The organism is Priestia koreensis, from assembly GCF_022646885.1.
In the GTDB taxonomy this organism is placed as follows: domain Bacteria; phylum Bacillota; class Bacilli; order Bacillales; family Bacillaceae_H; genus Bacillus_AG; species Bacillus_AG koreensis_A.
The window spans coordinates 4,399,120-4,417,584 of the sequence record NZ_CP061868.1 but is presented as its reverse complement, the minus strand read 5'-3'; the positions used below and the strand labels follow the sequence as shown (position 1 = coordinate 4,417,584).

Sequence of the window (18,465 nt, the reverse complement as noted above, 5' to 3'; positions counted from 1 at the left end):
CCTCACTTATTCACTAGTCTATAAATATGATTAATGGTTTTTAAGTATGCGTATATCTTCATGGCGTGGCTCTAAATTTCGTTTCTGATAAATGAGGAATAGCAGGTAAAGAGGAGGATAAAAAAGTGAATGAAACGTTGCTGAGGAATGATCACGAAAGAAAAGAGGGCATAGAAAAAAGCCCCCTAATAAGGGAGCTTTTGAAGTTGCTTATACGTGAAGAAATTGTTCAATACGATCTTCAGCTAAAATGTTACCAACGAAGAAGCTACCGAACTCTCCGTAACGTGCACTTACTTCGTCAAAGCGCATTTCATACACTAACTTTTTAAATTGAAGGACATCATCTGCGAATAATGTAACGCCCCACTCGTAATCATCAAAACCAACAGAGCCTGTGATGATTTGTTTTACTTTACCTGCATATTGACGTCCAATCATGCCGTGGCTACGCATTAGATTGCGACGCTCTTCCATCGGAAGCATATACCAGTTATCGTCTCCTTGGCGACGTTTGTCCATTGGATAGAAGCAGACATACTTCGCTTGAGGAAGGGTTGGATATAGACGTGCACGTACATGCGGGTTTTCATACGGATCTTCATCAGAAGGTAAGTAGTTACTTAGCTCGACAACAGATACATATGAATACATTGGAATTGTATATTCAGCAAGCGCTGTTTTATTGAACTCGTTCTCAATTTCATTTAGTTCTTCCATTGTTGGACGTAGCAGCATAAGCATGAAATCTGCTTTTTGTCCTGTAATAGAATAGATAGCATGGCTACCTTGGCCATCTGTTTGAGTCTTGTTCCATTTTTCTACTAGCCCTAGAAATTCATGAATCGCCGCTTGACGCTCTTCCTCAGAAAGCTGCTTCCAAGCAGTCCAGTTAATTGATCTAAAATCATGAAGGCTATACCAGCCGTCTAGTGTTTGTGCTGCTTCTGCCATTCTAATTCCCTCCTAAATAAAACGATAAATACTATCTTTACTATATCATAGCTTATCCCTCTTTCTTAAATGAAAAACATTCTCATATGTGACTAAAAGGTGAAAAGTGGGTACATATTAAAAAAGCATCCGGGGAAGATATATTTTTGAAAATTCATAATTAATGAACTTGTTTATGTAAGCGCATCCCTTTTGTAGCATCCCTTTTACAATGTGACGAAGTGAAGTATCCTAATAACAGACAAGTTTTTTTACATACCAAAGGAGGGCTTATTGTGAGTGATTTATTCGCAGGCTTAAAAAGTAAGATTTCCGGTAAGAACATCCGTATCGTATTTCCAGAAGGATTAGATGAGCGCATCATTGGAGCGGTAGGACGTCTTGCAAGTGAAGGTATTATGTCCCCAATCTTAGTTGGAGATAAAGCAGAAATTGAAGCAAAAGCAGCAAGCATGAACGTTAGCTTAACAAATGCTGAAATTCTTGATCCAAAATCATACCCAGAGTTTGAAGCAATGGTCGCTTCATTCGTTGAACGCCGTAAAGGAAAAGCAACAGAAGAAGATGCTCGTCGTATCTTACTTGATGAGAACTACTTCGGTACAATGCTTGTACACATGGGCAAAGCACACGGTCTTGTAAGTGGAGCTGCTCATTCAACAGCTGACACAGTTCGTCCAGCACTTCAAATTATCAAAACTCGCCAAGGAATTAAGAAAACTTCTGGTGTGTTCATCATGGTTCGTGGAGATGAAAAATATGTATTCGCTGACTGTGCGATTAACATTGCTCCAGATAGCCAAGATCTAGCTGAAATTGCCATTGAAAGTGCTCGTACAGCACAAATGTTTGATATCGATCCACGCGTTGCAATGCTAAGCTTTTCAACAAAAGGGTCTGCTAAATCACCTGAAACAGAAAAAGTAGCAAACGCGGTTGAAATTGCAAAAGAAATGGCACCAAGCTTAACGCTTGATGGCGAATTCCAATTTGACGCTGCTTTTGTTCCATCTGTAGCAGAGAAAAAAGCACCAGGTTCTGCAATTAAAGGTGATGCGAACGTATTCGTATTCCCAAGCCTTGAAGCAGGTAACATTGGGTACAAAATTGCACAACGCTTAGGTAACTTTGAAGCAGTAGGTCCAATCCTACAAGGCTTAAATATGCCTGTAAATGATCTTTCTCGTGGATGTAACGAAGAAGACGTATACAAACTTGCATTAATTACAGCTGCTCAAGCAGAATAATTCTATAAAAAAAGCCGTTCGAATTCGAACGGCTTTTTCTTATGATTCATTTTCTACGGGCAAGAATTTTTCGTTTCGGTCAATCATTCGCTGTAAGTGATAATCAAATAAAACGGATTCCTCTTCTGATAAAGAAGCAGGTACTAATGATCCACCTAATTCTTTCAATGCCGTCAGTAAAGAGAGCATTAAAGATGAAACAGTTACTTCTTCTCCTAACAACTCCGTAAGAGATGCCATCGTTTCTGGTACGATAACAGGATAGGTGAACTTCGTTTCTGCCTCTTTAAGACCTTCTTCATAAAATTTCTGAATAAGCTTGGCCCTTTGTGCACCGTTTCCTGTCGCACAAAGATAGATTTGCACCGCAACTCCGCCTCGTATGCGACGCTGTGAAATGCCGGCAAATTTTTGGTCATTAATACTGAGATCATAGCTTCCTGGACAGTAAGATCCAACAATCTCTTTTGCTTCGATTTTTACATTATAAGAAGCGAAAATGACCTGAATTAATTCCCACATAGCATCATAGCCACGGTTAATATCAATTCCTTTTTCAGTATCCCGGAAAATAAGCGAAACGTTCAGCACGCCTTCATCTAATACAACTGCTAGTCCCCCGGAATTGCGGACAATCACACGATAGCCTTGTTCTTCTAGATAGCGAATGCCGTCCTCAAGATGAGGAAGACGGGTATCTTGAATACCTAATACGATCGTTTGATGATGAACCCATGAGCGCATTGTGGCAGGAGAATCTCCGGAACCAACAGATGTGCAAAGCGTATCGTCCATTGCAAAAGAATGAAGAGCATCAAACTGTGGTCCGAGACTTGATTGATCTATAATTCGCCATTTTGGCTGCGCTAGTAAGGATAGACTTGTACTCATGTATAAAACTCCCTCTTTTCATGACTTGCTTTTGAGTAGCAGTCATGGACTAAACCTTTGATATTATACCATAATATAGCGGAATGACTTTTAGATGAATACAAAAGGATCGCGCCTCTCATACTAAAAGAGGGGCACGATCCTTTATAGTCTTGAAACCTATTCAGCTAATTTTTCAAGGTTTCCATTTCGGTCCATTTTAAACTTTGTTGTTGCACGGTCTTCTTCATCAAATAGAACAAAATTGCGGGCACGATTCATGATCTTCATTAATGTTTCGTAGTCTTCTTGAATAGTAGTTGTGTTTGCTTCAAGCTCTTCTACACGTTTTACTAGTTCTTTATTCTTCATACGAAGCTCTTCGTTTTCACGCATGAGCTGATGATTTTGGTTTTTAAAGATCTCTGAATTTAGATTCTTAGACCGCATGGATTGTAAGAAAAGAATGACTTGATCCAAAGAGAGACCTGATGAAGGTTTGCTGGCAGTAGCGGTAGGAGCGACTGTGACAGCAGGTAGTTCCACTTTTGGAGCAATCTCTTCCTCCACATAGTCTTCAGCTGATACTGGTAATGTTGCTGAAACGGTGGATTGAATCATTTCTTCTTCTAGACTATCTAAGTCATCAATGTGATCTAATTGATTTAGTAACGAAACAGGAGGATTGTACAATAGCTTTTTCTTGCCGTTTGTCTGTCCTAATGCACGCATACGCTGTTTGCGCTGTTTCTTAGCTAGCTGTAGTGCTTTTTCGTACTGATGACGAACGACAGCGTTCCAACGGAATCCACAGGCAGCAGATGTGCGGTTTAGCTGGTCACCCACTTCCTCAAAAGCATTTAGCTGTGTACTTCCTTCTCGAACATGACGGAGAACGGTTTCAGCTAGCAATAAATCATTTTCTTCTGTCCATGCATCTTGTCTTTCTTTCATACTCTTCAACTCCCTAATATTTGTTGTTTCCTAATGTTAGTCAGTGTTTGGTACTATCAGCATGGACAATTCTGTTGCGGTTTATACCATTATTCTAGCAGTATGGTAATTTTTAAGATTATCCCAATAACATTCCTCTCAGTATAGGTTGCATTGAATTATAAATAACTGTAAAATACCCTTTAGGCCAAGCAGAATTATTCAGTCTGTAGCGAAAGGATTGTAAGAAATGGCAAATGAATTTCGTATTTGTGATGATTGTCAGGCAACGAATATTAAAACGTTAACGCCTCGACTTAAGAAGATAGATGAATGTGCGGAGATTAAAGTCGGCTGTCAGTCATATTGTGGACCAGGACGTAAAAAGTCATTTGCGTTCGTCAATAATCGTCCTGTTGCAGCACCAACAGAAGATGAATTGATTGAAAAAATTAATAAGAAATTGAATAAAAATTAAAAATCGCCTTTGTCTTGCACAGGGTGATTTTTTCATTCTTTTAACGATTGATGTAGGAGAAAATAGGGAAAATGTTGAATTATGTAACAGAGAACAAGCACCAAAAAACCCCTTTTACATCAACCGCTTAAAAAGCATATGGACGTATAGAGAAACGTGCTTTGGAGCAGCGAAACCCTCAACAAAAGAGAAGCTTATTACAGCGAGGGGAAGGGCCCTACACTCACTTATGAAGTAGATTCAGATTAGATAAACAAGTGAAGACAGAGAGGTATATAGATGACCTATCCTAATGGAAAACTAAGTGAAGAAAAAGTATTTAAAGATCCTGTGCATCGCTATGTACATGTTCGAGACAAGCTTATTTGGGATTTAATTGGAACGTCCGAATTTCAACGTCTTCGTCGTATCCGCCAGTTAGGAACTACTTATTTAACGTTCCACGGGGCAGAGCACAGTCGATTCAATCACTCTCTAGGTGTCTATGAAATTATTCGTCGAATTATTGATGATGTCTTTAGAGAAAGAGAGCATTGGAATCAGGATGAGCGCTTATTGTGTTTATGTGCAGCGCTTTTACATGATTTAGGGCATGGACCTTTTTCACATTCGTTTGAAAAGGTATTTCACCTTGATCATGAAGATTTTACACAGGCTATTATTCTCGGAGATACAGAAGTGAACCATGTGCTACGTCGAATGGGTGATGATTTCCCGAAAAAAGTAGCAGAGGTTATTGCAAAAACGTATGAAAACAAGCTAGTCGTTAGTTTGATTTCAAGTCAAATTGATGCCGATCGAATGGATTACCTGCAGCGAGACGCCTACTACACGGGGGTAAGCTACGGGCACTTTGATATGGAGCGAATTCTGCGCGTCATGAGACCGAGGGAAGATCAAGTGGTCATCAAGCATAGCGGCATGCATGCGGTAGAGGACTACATTATGAGTCGCTACCAAATGTATTGGCAGATTTATTTCCACCCCGTTACAAGGAGTGCAGAAGTTATCCTCACAAAAATCTTGCATCGTGCGAAATATCTTCATCAAGAATATTACTCTTTCAAACAAGAACCTGTTCACTTTTATTCGTTGTTTGAAGAAGAGATTTCTCTGCGTGATTATCTGCGTCTGGACGAGTCAGTCATTATGTTTTATTTCCAAGCATGGCAGGATGAAGAGGATACGATTTTAGCAGAATTGTGTCGCCGTTTTTTAGATCGAAACTTATTTAAATACATCGAGTTTAACCCAAATTCACAGATGAAGATGTGGATGGAGCTTACGCACTTATTCGAAAAGGCAGGAATTGATCCCGATTATTATTTAGTCGTGGATTCATCTAGTGATCTTCCGTACGATTTTTATCGTCCTGGCGAAGAAGAGGAGCGTCTTCCGATTCACTTGCTGATGCCAAACGGAGAACTGCGTGAGCTTTCAAGAGAATCCGAAATTGTAGAGTCAATCTCAGGGAAAAAGAGAACCGATCATAAATTGTATTTTCCACAAGATTTAATTCGTAATTTGCCAGATAGCTGCAAAGAAAAAGAAAAAATTCTTCAATTACTAGAGCAAGTAGACCGTTAAGGGGTAGCTAGCTTGTTGTAAATATGAGACGGCTGATTGAAGAAAATAAGGTGTGTACGTATAGGAGTTGAAGGGGCTTTGTTAAATGAGCATGCAAAAATTATAAAAGCATTTTCTTCGGTAGGGGAGGTAGTCGGGAGAAAAAAGCTGCAGAAAATGATCTTTATCGCAAAAAAGCTGGAGTTCCCGTTTTACGAGAAGTATAACTTTCATTTTTTTGGACCTTACTCCGAGGAGTTGACCCTACGAGTAGAAGAGCTTTGTAATTTAGGGTTTATTAATGAAGTAAAAGAAAAAAAAGGCGGATACATGCAGTATCGCTATGCATTAACAGACTCAGGTGAAGAGTTTTTAAGTCATTTTGAACTGGACCTTCCATGTTTAGGAGAATGCATGAGTGATATGAACGAACAGAACTCACGCTTTTTAGAGCTTGTATCAACGGTATTGTATTTTGAAAACTTACCGAAAGAAGAAGTGCAGGAAAAGGTGTTTACGTTAAAAAGTAAGCAACGTTATACAGTGGAAGAAGTTGAAAAAGCCTACGAGTATATTGAGGGATTAAAGCAACGAAAGCGAAATGATTAATCATTTCGCTTTCTCATTATCACTGATCGCTCAAACGTTTACCTGCTACTCCGTAGTGGTTTTTAGACATTTCTTCAATAAAAACCGTTACTTTTTCTTTGGATGCACCTGTTGTTTCTGAAACTGCTTCTGTTACTTTTTCAACGAGCGCTCTTTTTTGATCCTCTGTGCGACCTTCTAGCATTTTAACCGTTACGTATGGCATTTTAGTTCCTCCTTTAGAAAACGTTTTCGATATTAGTGTACTGCTTTTCAGGCTTATCGTGCAACTGTCTAGGATAGGGACGATATGGATGCATACAGCGGTTCTAGTGAACAGAATAGGTTGATATAGTATACTGAAGATAATAGAACGCAAAGGTGCTACAGAAGTGTAGTCACGGCTTTGCGTAAAATAGACAAAAAGGAGAAACGGAGTGGAACAATTTTTAGCCTTTCCTATTGAACAAATTCCATTTGTAGTGATTTCGCTGTTGATCGCCTTCACTGTTCATGAATTTGCACACGCGTACGTTGCGTATAAATTTGGCGATCCAACAGCCAAAAATCAAGGCAGATTGACGCTTTCCCCGTTGGCTCATTTGGATCCTTTGGGTACATTGTTTTTAATCATAGGGGGATTTGGATGGGCGCGACCAGTGCCAGTGAATCGCTTTTATTTTAAGCGACCTAGACTAGCTGGAGTTCTTGTGTCGATTGCAGGTCCGATTAGTAACTTTATTCTAGCGTTCATTGGGGTTGCCATATGGTATATTTGTCTAAGATTAGGAGTAGACAGCGTCAGTCATGAGTTTGTGTTTCGCTTCTTTAATATGTTCATGACCATTAATCTATTGCTGTTTCTCTTTAACTTACTGCCGTTTCCACCGCTAGATGGTTATCGAGTAATTGAAGATCTTGTGCCGAACCCTGTTCGAGCAAGAATGACACAATACGAACCATGGGGAATATTCCTCTTTTTGGTCATCGTGATTACGCCGCTCGATCAGTTTGTCATTAGTCCGATTTACAATGTCGGAATCCCATTTTTAGCAAATCTAATTGATACGGTTTTACGACCGATTATTGGTTTTTAAGGAGGATGTAAGATGGAAGAACAACCTAAGAAAAAGAAACTGGGCTTTAATATCATCAAAAACGACCCAACAGATGGCCACGGAGGCTTTGGTGTAGGGGCATTAAGCCTTGATAATATTTCACCTGTATTCGTCTGCCCAGAGGACGGAGAGGCGTTTGTTGATATTGGCGCGATGCACGCAAGAAGCGCTGTTGAGCGAGGTATTAAGTTTTTACCTAATCGTGAGGACGCACCTGAAGGGAAACTCTATTGGCTCGTTTGGGTAACGATTGATCGTCGTGCAGAAGGACCGTATTACGCAGGTGTGACGGCATGTGAGATGACCGTTAATCGTGAAGCCCGTCGCGGGTACAAATCATTGCCAGAGCACGTAAACAAAATGGATAAATCAATGAAACGATCTATTATGGTCGATCATATGGATGAAAAGTCTAAGCATCTGTTACGTGACTTCCTAAAGTCTCATAATGAGGAGCTTTGGGAGCGCTCAAGTGATGAATTAAAAGCAGGTTTAGAATAACGAAAAACGCCGCTTGTCATATTTGACAAGCGGCGTTTTTTTATCGCATCCAATCCCAGAAGGAATTATACCAGTGCTTTTCTGGAGCAGGTTTTGCTTTCTTCGCTTTTTTATGGTGCAGATGCTCCGTGCAGTATTCAGTTGGTTCTGTGCCTTTTACGTAATAAGTAAGGCGGGCCACAGGGCAGGTCGGTGTGGCTAGCTTTCCATTATCAGGGTTTACGAGTACGCCAACAACTCCTTTTGGTGTGGAAAAACTAGAAGCTCCTTGATTGCGAAGAGCTTTCTCCATAAAAGTCGCCCAAATTTCTTTCGTATATTTACGTTCAGGTGGTGACGTCATTTCTCGGTTGTCATCATATCCAGACCAAACCGCTGTGGTGAGCTCTGGAGATGAGCCAATCATCCAGCTGTCCGTCAGTGTTGTACCGGACTTTCCCGAGTAATCGTGGGAGAGCTGTTTTAAAATCGGTGTACCTGTCACAGATGTATAGTCATTTAATTTTGGATCAAACATGCCAGTCATCAGCTGATTCGTGACAAAAGCAACTTTAGGATCTAACAGCTGCTTATGTTGAATTGGTTCTTCATAGACCGTTTGTCCATCGTACGTTTCAATTCGTTGAATAAAGGAAGGCTTTACTTCTTTTCCGCCATTCGCCAGAATTCCGTAGGCGTTGGCCATTTCCACCTGCTTCACTCCCGACGTGCCTAGGGCAAGTGAAGGAACTTCTTTAAGAGGAGTGGAGATGCCTAACAACTTTGCGGTCTCAATCAGCTTTTTTTCACCGATGAACATATCTGTTTTTACAGCATACACGTTGTCTGAAAGAGCAATTGCCTGAGCAAGCGTAATTGGGCCATCGGCATAATAATTGTTGTAGTTGCTCGGTGTGTATTTAGATACCCCGTCTGCCATTGTGAACGTAGTTGGCTCGCTCTTCATTTCCGTTGAAGGAGTAAATCCTTCTTTTAATGCTGCATAATACAGAAAAGGCTTCATCGTCGATCCAGGCTGTCTCACAGCCTGCGTGGCTCGATTAAAAGAGCTTTGTTCATAGTCACGCCCGCCTACAAGAGCTTGTACTTGTCCATTATTTGGGTTGATCGCAGTGAGTGCAATTTGAATATCGGAATAATCGGCGACCGTGCTCCGAACGGTTTCTTCCGCAATCTTTTGTAAGGAAGGGTTCAGGGTTGTATACACCTTTAACCCTTTCGTTTTAATCATATCAGGATCAATCTTTAATTCATTAATAAGCTGCGCTTTAGCACTATCTACAAAGTAAGGAGCAAGCTGTTGCTTTTCAATATATGGTTTTGTACCGAAGCTGAGCGCCACAGTTTGAGCAGACAACGCTTCTTTTTGGCTAATTTTATGATCGCGAACCATGGAGCGTAAAATTAGCTTTTGTCGTGCTTTAGCATTATCTAAATGATCCATAGGCGAATAATAGGTAGGACCTTTTGGGATTCCAGCGAGAACAGATGCTTCTGCAAGTGTTAAATCTTTCGCTGATTTACCAAAGTAAAACCGCGATGCGGCCTCTACCCCATACGCTCCGTGTCCGTAGTAAATGGTATTTAAATACCCTTCTAAAATTTGGGCCTTCGTATAGTTTGTTTCCAAGCGAACGGTATAAAGTGCTTCAACAATTTTACGCTCCCATGTTTTATCATGACCTAGGAACAGATTTCGCGCATACTGTTGCGTAATCGTACTTGCACCTTGCACTTTTGCGCCCGCCTTAATATCAGCGACAATCGCACCACCAATTCGCTTTCCATCAAAGCCGTGATGTTGATAAAAGTGCTGATCTTCAATCGATACTGTCGCAGCGGTTAAGAACGGAGAAATATCTTTTAACGGTACCCAGTAACGTTTCTCCCCATGACTCATTTCTCCAATGACGCTCCCATCCTGTGCATAGAACGTAACAGTTTGCGGAACAGATAGAGGTGGAGGTCCAGCCACTTTTGCATAGGTGAATAGGAGACCGAAGCCAATGAGAAAAAGAACACACACTAATAAAGCTAATAGAATGCCCATTCGGATATATTTTCTCGCTTTTTTCAAACGCTCTATAAAAATGATCTCCATCTTTCACCCTCCCGTACTCTTTTAGCAATCAGTATGAGGTGAAAAACAATTTTTTAAACGTCTCTCTATAAAATAGAGAGCGAAATCTAGTAATGAATAGCATCCGTTTTCAATCCGGCTAAAATTTTTCTTGCAATTTTGCTAGATTCCTCTATACTGATTTCGTGTTTGTATTACTTGTGTTAGGGAAACCTATCCTTGAATTCACTCTAAGAATAGAAAGGAAGTTGAAGAGATGGAATTATGGTTTACTGAGAAACAAACAAAGAATTTTGGAATTACGGCGAAAATTAAACGCACGTTACATACAGAGCAAACAGATTTTCAAAAATTAGATATGATTGAAACGGAAGAGTTCGGCAACATGTTAGTACTAGACGGCATGGTTATGACAACGGAAAAAGACGAATTCGTTTATCATGAAATGGTTGCACATGTACCGTTATTTACACATCCAAACCCAGAAAACGTATTAGTTGTTGGCGGAGGAGACGGCGGAGTAATTCGTGAAGTGTTAAAGCATCCAAGCGTGAAAAAAGCAACGCTTGTTGAAATCGACGGTAAAGTAATCGAGTACTCTAAAAAGTTCTTGCCAAGCATTGCTGGCGCTCTTGAAGATCCTCGTGTTGAAGTAAAAGTAGACGATGGCTTCATGCACATTGCTGAAAGCGAAAACGTATATGATGTTATCATGGTTGATTCTACTGAACCAGTAGGACCAGCTGTTAACCTATTCACAAAAGGCTTCTATGCTGGAATTTCAAAAGCATTAAAAGAAGATGGTGTATTTGTTGCTCAAACAGATAACCCTTGGTTCACACCGGAACTAATCACAAACGTTCAACGTGACGTTCGTGAGATCTTCCCAATTACACGTTTATATGTGGCGAACATCCCAACGTATCCAAGCGGTCTTTGGACGTTCACAATCGGTTCTAAGAAGCATGATCCACTTGAAGTAAGTGAAGATCGCTTCCATGACATGGAAACAAAATACTATACAAAAGATATTCATAAAGCAGCATTTGCTTTACCGAAATTTGTAGCAGACCTAGTAAAATAATCGATAGATAAGAAAAGAGAGGGGGTTCCAACGTACCGTAACTTTTGGAACTCCCTTTTTCCAAGTGTATTTTCCTAAATTAAATCTTGAAATGGAGGAACAACCATGCGTTTTGATGAAGCTTATTCTGGAAATGTATTTATTAAAAGTCATCCGAACTTTGATGAAAGTAAAGCCGTTCTTTACGGAATGCCAATGGACTGGACGGTTAGCTATCGTCCTGGGTCTCGTTTCGGCCCAACTCGTATTCGTGAAGTATCAATCGGTCTAGAGGAGTATAGCGCTTATTTAGATCGTGAATTAGAGGATGTAAAATATTTTGATGCTGGTGATATCCCGCTTCCGTTCGGTAACCCGCAGCGTAGCATTGAAATGATTGAAGAATTCGTGGATAAAGTACTAGCAGAAGACAAGTTTCCAATGGGAATGGGCGGAGAGCATTTAGTATCTTGGCCTGTCATTAAAGCAATGTATAAAAAGTATCCGGATCTAGCGATTATCCATATGGATGCTCACACGGATCTTCGTGAAGAGTACGAAGGAGAGCCTCTTTCTCACTCAACGCCAATTCGTAAAGCAGCAGAGCTAATCGGACCGAAAAACGTCTATTCATTTGGTATTCGTTCAGGTATGAAGGAAGAATTCCAATGGGCGAAAGAAGTTGGAATGCACATCTCAAAATTTGAGGTGCTTGAGCCATTGAAAGAAATCTTGCCAACGCTTGCAGGCCGTCCTGTGTACGTAACGATTGATATTGACGTACTAGATCCTGCACATGCTCCTGGAACAGGAACAGTGGATTGCGGCGGTATTACATCAAGAGAATTATTGGCATCGATTCATGCGATTGCAAATTCTGATCTAAACGTTGTGGGAGCAGATTTAGTAGAAGTAGCGCCAATCTATGACGTGTCAGAGCAAACGGCAAATACAGCAAGTAAGCTTATCCGTGAAATGATTTTAGGATGGGTAAAATAAAAAGAAGCGAGTGATAAGCTCGCTTCTTTTTTATTCAAACGTTCCTTTTTTGACCGCTTCTCCGTCTCGAACCATGCATACGCCTTTCGCAAAAACGTCCTGAATATAGAGAGATTCTTTGTCTACTAGAACAAGATCTGCGTCTCGACCAACCTCAATTTGGCCTTTCGATGAAAGCTTTAACACGGCCGCTGGTGTAGACGTGATCACTTGAAGGGCCGTTTCAATCGGTACATTTTCTTGTAAAATAGCGTCTCGAACTTCTTCATACAAGGAAGACACTCGGCCAATTTTTAACCCGACTAAATTCCCATCTGAATCAAATTCTGGCAAACTACCTTGAGCATCAGAGGTAAAGGTAATGTGTTCGATTGGAACACCGCTCTCAAGCATTCGTTTCAATCCTGTGCTGCACTTTACCTCACCACCTTCTAGAAAGCTTGGAACAGTGCTTGTCGTAAAGTCGACGTATCCGCCTTTTTTTGCAAACTCAATTCCGGCTTCAAATAAGTATGGATTACGATTAATGTGAGTAGGTTGGAACGTTTTAACCGGAATATCATGCTGCTCGATGACTTGTTCTAATAATCGTAGTTTTGAGTGGCTATCCCCTAGGTGGACATTTACAATACCAGCTTTTCCTGACAGCATTCCACCAATTCGTGCTGCTGATGCAATCTTCGCCATTTCCTCTACGGTAGGCTGTGAAGAGCGATGGTCACTGATGGCGATTTCACCAGCCCCGATTACGCGATCGATTAAAATTAAGTCATCTTCAATTTTTCCTGTTAGCGTTTTAACAGGTACTTGATAGCTTCCTGTGTGTACATAACACGTGATTCCCTCTTCTTCCAATCCTCTTGCTTTGGCAATTAAGGCAGGCATTGTCCGAGTCGTTCCGTCCGTTCCAATTACGCCTACGATCGTTGTAACACCAGCTAGCGTAGCATCTGTAAGCTGAAGCTCAGGCGTACGCGTTTTGTAGCTACCTTCACCGCCACCACCTGTGATATGTACGTGGCCATCAATAAAACCAGGAAATAAAAACTTTCCTTCGCCGTTAATTGTATCGGTAAGGAGGTGATGTGGAAGTTCGATGGAGTTATCGATGTAACCGATCTTTCCTCCTGTGAGTAGCACATCTTTTTTTCCTACATATTGCGGAGCATAAATCTCTATGTTTTTAATGAGTACTAGCATCGTAAAAACTCTCCCCTATTGCTTAATCGTTAACTAATAAAATTTATAAATATTCACTATGATGACATTAAATACATTGAAACACAATAATGAAATGACGTTTTTTGCTTTAAAATAAAAAAATTTTACATGATGTTCACAATGAATAGTTTGTGGCAACAATAGCAGTAAGAAGAATGGTTAATCTACATATAAAAAGAAGTCATTGTTTTTCCTTCTTCCTGATGTTGAATTCTCCTAGCAGAATGTTTATACTATTTAAGTTATAAAGTAAAAATCAGTCGGCCATTCATATCTCATATGATACTAGATTGTTTCTTATATTTAATCATGAAAAGTACGGAATAGTAGGGAAGTGTAATCAGTATGAATAATCCCTCAGCTGCAGATAAACGCGAGGTTCAAGTTCACGTCGTCACAGATATTCGTGATGGGCAAAGAAAAGAAACCAATTCCTTTAAAGCAAATGGTCACCTCCACGAAAAAGATGGTGTGGTGTACTTAACATATGAAGAAAAGCTAGAAGACGGGAATGTTTCAACGATTGTAAAGGCAAAGCCTGATGAAGTTATCATTATGCGCTCAGGCCTATTTAAAATGAGACAGGTGTTCCGAAAGCAGGAGCAAGTAGAAGGAAGCTATGCCAGTCCATATGGTCCATTACAGATGAGTACGTTAACGTACAACATTGAGAATAAAAAGATGAATACAAAAGGTCGCCTCTTTCTTTCTTACGACCTGTATCTACAAGGTGAAAAGGCAGGAAGATATGCGCTAACGATCACATTTAAGGAGGAGCAACATTCATGAATATTGTTGAACAAGTAAAAGATCGCTTAAAAGAAGAAGTCAAACAAGCGGTTCTTAAAGCAGAATTAGCACAAGAAGAGCAAATCCCAGAAGTCGTATTAGAAACACCAAAGGACAAAGCACACGGTGACTACTCCACAAATATGGCGATGCAGTTAGCGCGCGTAGCGAAAAAGGCACCAAGAATGATTGCTGAAGCTATCATTGAAAACTTTGATAAATCAAAAGCATCCATTGAAAAGATTGAAATTGCAGGTCCTGGTTTTATTAACTTTTATATGGATAACAGCTACTTAACAGACGTTATTCCAACGGTATTAAAAGCTGGCGCAGCTTACGGTGAATCAGATGCTGGAAAAGGTGAAAAAATTCAGGTTGAGTTCGTTTCTGCGAACCCAACAGGTGATCTTCACTTAGGACATGCTCGCGGGGCGGCAGTTGGTGATTCATTATGTAACGTTCTTGATAAAGCAGGTTATGACGTTTCTCGTGAATATTACATTAACGATGCAGGGAATCAAATTAACAACTTAGCTCTTTCTGTTGAAGCACGCTATATGCAAGCACTAGGCATGGAAAAAGAAATGCCAGCAGACGGCTATCACGGTCAGGACATCGTCGGAATTGGTAAAGCATTAGCAGAAGAGTACGGCGATAAATACGTAAACGTAGACGAAGAAGAGCGTTTTAACTTCTTCCGTGATTACGGGTTAAAATATGAAATGAAAAAGCTTCAACAGGACTTAGAAGAGTTCCGCGTTAAATTTGACGTTTGGTATTCAGAAACATCTCTATACAAAAATGGAAAAATTGAAGACGCGTTAGAAACGCTACGTGAGCAAGGACACATCTATGAAGAAGACGGGGCAACATGGTTCCGTTCCACAACGTTTGGTGATGACAAAGATCGCGTATTAATCAAGCAAGATGGTTCATTCACATACTTAACGCCAGATATTGCGTATCATCAAGATAAAATCAAGCGTGGGTTCGGCAAGCTAATTAATATCTGGGGTGCGGATCATCACGGATATATTCCACGTATGAAAGCGGCTATTCAAGCATTAGGATACGGGAAAGATACGTTAGAAGTTGAAATCATTCAGCTTGTTCACTTATTCAAAGATGGCGAAAAAATGAAAATGAGTAAACGCACGGGTAAAGCTGTTACGATGCGTGATTTAATTGAAGAAGTAGGATTAGATGCAACACGTTACTTCTTTGCAATGAGAAGTGGAGATACGCATCTAGACTTTGACTTAGATTTAGCGGTATCTCAATCAAATGAAAATCCTGTATACTACGCACAATATGCTCATGCACGTATTTGCAGTATTCTTCGCCAAGGTGAAGAATCTGGAATCGTATTAGATGACAAAGCAGATCTATCTCATATTTCATCTGAAAAAGAGATGGACTTACTTAAAAAAGTTGGGGAATTCCCAGAAGCGGTAGCGGAAGCAGCGACAAAACGTATTCCACACCGCATCACAAATTATATCTTTGATCTTTCTTCTACGTTCCACAGCTTCTACAATGCTGAAAAAGTATTGGATGCTGAAAATGCGGAAAGAAGTAAAGCACGCCTTGAACTAGTAAAGGCTGTTCAAATTACACTTCAAAATGCTTTAGCGCTAATTGGCGTTTCTGCTCCAGAGAAAATGTAATCATGAAGAACCTATCCGGTCGTCGGATAGGTTCTTTTCTATTGGTTATTTCCACTGAATCGTTGCGCCACCGATTCGCTTAACTCCGCGAATAGATGCAATATCCTCGACAAGCTTTAAAAGTGCCTGATCCTTACGCTTTGCCTCAATCATGACATCAAAATCCCGTCCTAGCTCCCTAGCCAGCCGGAAAAAAGGTTCCACAAACTCTAATGACACATAGTCTGCATGGCTTCGAAAGGCATTTTCCGATTTCGGTGAGGAGATATGTACTTTAGGATTTAAATTCATATGTGACCACGTATCAAACACAGAAGCTAGTAAGTTTTCAAGCTTTTCTTCACCTGGATTTGCTTGATGGTGATGATAATCAAACATGAGGGGAATTTGCTGGTGCTGACAGATCGTTAATGTTTCATCCGTTGTATACGTTTTGTCATCATTTTCGAGCGTCATTCGCTGTTTAATTTCGTTTGGAAGCTGCTTAATATTTTGATGAAATCGCTCTACGGCTTTGGTCTTGTCTCCGTAAGCGCCCCCGACGTGGATATTGATAACCGATTCCTCTTCAAGACCCATCGCCTTTAACACATTGTAATGATATTGCATATCAGAGACGGCATTTTCGGTGACGTGCCTTTTGTCACTAGTAAACAGCGTAAATTGATTCGGGTGAAAGCTAACCCGTAGTTTATGTTCTTTAATGAGACGACCTAAATCCCGCCATTCTTCCTCGAAAATCGACTCATAATCCCACTTTGCTTCCGGATGTGTAGCAAGAGGAACAAGGGAAGAGGAGAGGCGATATAGTGGGATTTCTTGCGCAATGTTATAAAAAATAGCGCGCTTTGTGTTCCAAATATTTTCACGGGTAACGGAAATCAGTTTTTCTAGCCGCTCTTCTTTCGGGAGCTTCTGCCATCTTGTGAACGTTAACGTTCGAGCAGGGGATGCTTCCCAAAGAGATAGAGCATGTGAAACATATCCGAATCGAACGAGCATTGCTGTCACTCTCCTTTACAAGAAAGGGGAAACCCATGTTGCCACCATTTCTTTTCCTTTTTCAAATAGTGTTCGCTTTTCGATGTGATAAAGCTCCAGTGGCTTACATTCATTTACGTTTCGAAAAAACGTATCTCGTGCATGCTTCGCAAACGAAGGGGTCGTTATGAAGCAATTAATTTCACTGTTTAAGAAAATGCTTCTCTTATCGAAATTTCCTGTTCCAATGTCACAAATGGTCTCATCTACGATAATTGTTTTAGCATGGTAAAACCCATAATAATATTGATGAATATGACACCCGGCTTCTAAAAGAGCGGGTATGTAAGCAAACGCAGCGTCTTTTACAAATTTATGATCAGGCTTCATCGGCATAAGGATATGAACACTTACTCCTCGTTTTAAAGCGTCTAAAAGAGCTTGAAATAGCCGCTGACTTGGTACAAAGTAAGGAGTTCCGATGCACAGTTCTTTTTCTGATCGCTCAATTAGAGACAAAAAATCAGATTCCAAGGACTTTCCTTCTGAGGACATAATACGCATCTCTAGGTCACCTTCAGGAAGGGAACAAAAGTAATCGGAGCAATCCAATAAATCCTCTGAAGTAGCTCGCTTCCAGTCTAAAAGAAATTGCATTTCTAAGTCCTCTACTGCTTTTCCCCTCATTTTTAGGTGATAATCCTTCCAGTTGCCGAGCACGGGATTCAATCCTAAATATTCCTGTCCAATATTAAATCCTCCGATATAACCAATTTTTCCATCCACAATCGTAACTTTTCGGTGATTGCGGGCATTTAATGTGTAAAACAAATACGGAAATTTGGGTAAATGACTATAAGAAAAATGAACGCCGCTTGCTTTTAACGAGCGAATAGATTTCGACGTCATCTTTGCACTTCCGATCCAATCCACTAAAAGACGAACTTCAACATTCTGCTTCGCCTTTCTTTCCAGAAGCGCAAAGAATTTTTTACTAATATCATCGTCTTGAACGACATAAAAAAGAATATGGACAAATGACATGGCTTTTTCAATTTCTGCAAAATAATCCTCATATAAATGATTGCCGTTCGTAAAAAGTTGGAGGGAACCTGTTCGACTAGGATATTTCGGTTCGGGAATGGATCGTAACATTGCTCGTTTTCCTGCAGCAAAATCAATAGCGAGCCATGCGATGAAGATAATGAGTAATAAAATTACGATTAATGTCGCTAGCAACGTCCACGCCTCCTTTTTCTTTAGTGTGACCGTAAGATCAAATATTATTTCATGATTATAATTTGATATTATCTATTGACTGAATGCTCATTCAATTTTACAATGTATGTAATATACTATTCAGAAAATTTCTATGATTCAACAAGGGATGAAGAGATTTTTTAGCAGGAG

At 40.2% G+C, this 18,465-nt stretch carries 18 protein-coding genes; 10 read left to right on the top strand and 8 right to left on the bottom strand.

What is annotated here, in order from left to right; genetic code table 11:
* Positions 1-210: 210 nt before the first annotated feature.
* Positions 211-954, bottom strand: a complete 744-nt coding sequence (gene hemQ, locus IE339_RS23040) for a hydrogen peroxide-dependent heme synthase (protein WP_242172347.1) — start codon at positions 952-954, stop codon at positions 211-213.
* 275 nt (positions 955-1,229) lie between these two features.
* On the opposite strand from hemQ, the gene pta reads away from it, so the two are divergent.
* A complete protein-coding gene (gene pta, locus IE339_RS23035) occupies positions 1,230-2,201 on the top strand; it encodes a phosphate acetyltransferase (RefSeq protein ID WP_242172345.1) in 972 nt (323 codons plus the stop codon).
* A gap of 39 nt (positions 2,202-2,240) precedes the next feature.
* Here pta and IE339_RS23030 read toward each other — a convergent pair whose 3' ends face one another.
* Together IE339_RS23030 and IE339_RS23025 are read right to left on the bottom strand one after the other, a co-directional pair.
* Positions 2,241-3,092, bottom strand: a complete 852-nt coding sequence (locus IE339_RS23030) for an octanoyl-[GcvH]:protein N-octanoyltransferase (RefSeq protein ID WP_053403766.1) — start codon at positions 3,090-3,092, stop codon at positions 2,241-2,243.
* Positions 3,093-3,251: 159 nt separating this feature from the next.
* On the bottom strand, positions 3,252-4,025 hold the full coding sequence (locus tag IE339_RS23025) for an RsfA family transcriptional regulator (RefSeq protein WP_242172343.1): 774 nt from the start codon (positions 4,023-4,025) through the stop codon (positions 3,252-3,254).
* 229 nt (positions 4,026-4,254) lie between these two features.
* Between IE339_RS23025 and IE339_RS23020 the strand changes: the two genes are divergently transcribed.
* The 3 genes from IE339_RS23020 (at position 4,255) to IE339_RS23010 (ending at position 6,657) form a co-directional block, all read left to right on the top strand.
* A complete protein-coding gene (locus IE339_RS23020) occupies positions 4,255-4,482 on the top strand; it encodes a YuzB family protein (RefSeq protein WP_053403764.1) in 228 nt (75 codons plus the stop codon).
* A 279-nt stretch (positions 4,483-4,761) separates the two neighbouring features.
* The gene (locus IE339_RS23015; protein ID WP_242172341.1) at positions 4,762-6,069 is read left to right on the top strand and encodes an HD domain-containing protein; all 1,308 of its coding nucleotides are present in this window, start codon (positions 4,762-4,764) and stop codon (positions 6,067-6,069) included.
* A gap of 78 nt (positions 6,070-6,147) precedes the next feature.
* On the top strand, positions 6,148-6,657 hold the full coding sequence (locus IE339_RS23010; RefSeq protein WP_242172339.1) for a YwgA family protein: 510 nt from the start codon (positions 6,148-6,150) through the stop codon (positions 6,655-6,657).
* A 19-nt stretch (positions 6,658-6,676) separates the two neighbouring features.
* Here the strand turns inward: IE339_RS23010 and IE339_RS23005 are convergent, their stop codons facing one another.
* Positions 6,677-6,862 carry a 2-hydroxymuconate tautomerase gene (locus tag IE339_RS23005; RefSeq protein ID WP_053403761.1) on the bottom strand — a complete coding sequence of 62 codons (186 nt, stop codon included), beginning with the start codon at positions 6,860-6,862 and terminating at the stop codon, positions 6,677-6,679.
* Between the two features lie 211 nt (positions 6,863-7,073).
* Here IE339_RS23005 and IE339_RS23000 point away from each other — a divergent pair, with 211 nt between their 5' ends.
* Entirely contained in the window at positions 7,074-7,733 is a 660-nt protein-coding gene (locus tag IE339_RS23000) for a site-2 protease family protein (protein WP_242172337.1), read from the top strand.
* 12 nt (positions 7,734-7,745) lie between these two features.
* Positions 7,746-8,255, top strand: a complete 510-nt coding sequence (locus IE339_RS22995; RefSeq protein WP_242172335.1) for a YwhD family protein — start codon at positions 7,746-7,748, stop codon at positions 8,253-8,255.
* A 40-nt stretch (positions 8,256-8,295) separates the two neighbouring features.
* Here the strand turns inward: IE339_RS22995 and IE339_RS22990 are convergent, their stop codons facing one another.
* Positions 8,296-10,356 carry a transglycosylase domain-containing protein gene (locus tag IE339_RS22990; protein WP_242172321.1) on the bottom strand — a complete coding sequence of 687 codons (2,061 nt, stop codon included), beginning with the start codon at positions 10,354-10,356 and terminating at the stop codon, positions 8,296-8,298.
* 235 nt (positions 10,357-10,591) lie between these two features.
* Between IE339_RS22990 and speE the strand changes: the two genes are divergently transcribed.
* Both speE and speB read left to right on the top strand, forming a co-directional pair.
* Positions 10,592-11,419: a spermidine synthase gene (speE, locus tag IE339_RS22985; protein ID WP_242172319.1), complete on the top strand. Its 828-nt coding sequence runs from the start codon at positions 10,592-10,594 to the stop codon at positions 11,417-11,419.
* 105 nt (positions 11,420-11,524) lie between these two features.
* Positions 11,525-12,397: an agmatinase gene (gene speB / locus IE339_RS22980; protein WP_242172304.1), complete on the top strand. Its 873-nt coding sequence runs from the start codon at positions 11,525-11,527 to the stop codon at positions 12,395-12,397.
* 30 nt (positions 12,398-12,427) lie between these two features.
* On the opposite strand, the gene iadA is transcribed toward speB, so the two are convergent.
* Positions 12,428-13,597 (bottom strand): beta-aspartyl-peptidase, encoded by a 1,170-nt coding sequence (gene iadA, locus IE339_RS22975; protein ID WP_242172286.1) that lies wholly within the window; start codon positions 13,595-13,597, stop codon positions 12,428-12,430.
* A gap of 366 nt (positions 13,598-13,963) precedes the next feature.
* Between iadA and IE339_RS22970 the strand changes: the two genes are divergently transcribed.
* Together IE339_RS22970 and argS are read left to right on the top strand one after the other, a co-directional pair.
* Positions 13,964-14,407, top strand: coding sequence for a YwiB family protein (locus IE339_RS22970; RefSeq protein WP_242172274.1), 444 nt, complete (start codon positions 13,964-13,966; stop codon positions 14,405-14,407).
* On the top strand, positions 14,404-16,074 hold the full coding sequence (gene argS / locus IE339_RS22965) for an arginine--tRNA ligase (protein ID WP_242172271.1): 1,671 nt from the start codon (positions 14,404-14,406) through the stop codon (positions 16,072-16,074). The genes IE339_RS22970 and argS overlap by 4 nt, the downstream gene beginning before the upstream one ends.
* A gap of 45 nt (positions 16,075-16,119) precedes the next feature.
* Here the strand turns inward: argS and uvsE are convergent, their stop codons facing one another.
* On the bottom strand, positions 16,120-17,076 hold the full coding sequence (uvsE, locus tag IE339_RS22960) for a UV DNA damage repair endonuclease UvsE (protein WP_242172267.1): 957 nt from the start codon (positions 17,074-17,076) through the stop codon (positions 16,120-16,122).
* A gap of 15 nt (positions 17,077-17,091) precedes the next feature.
* The gene (gene cls / locus IE339_RS22955; protein WP_242172259.1) at positions 17,092-18,294 is read right to left on the bottom strand and encodes a cardiolipin synthase; all 1,203 of its coding nucleotides are present in this window, start codon (positions 18,292-18,294) and stop codon (positions 17,092-17,094) included.
* Between the last annotated feature and the right edge of the window lie 171 nt (positions 18,295-18,465).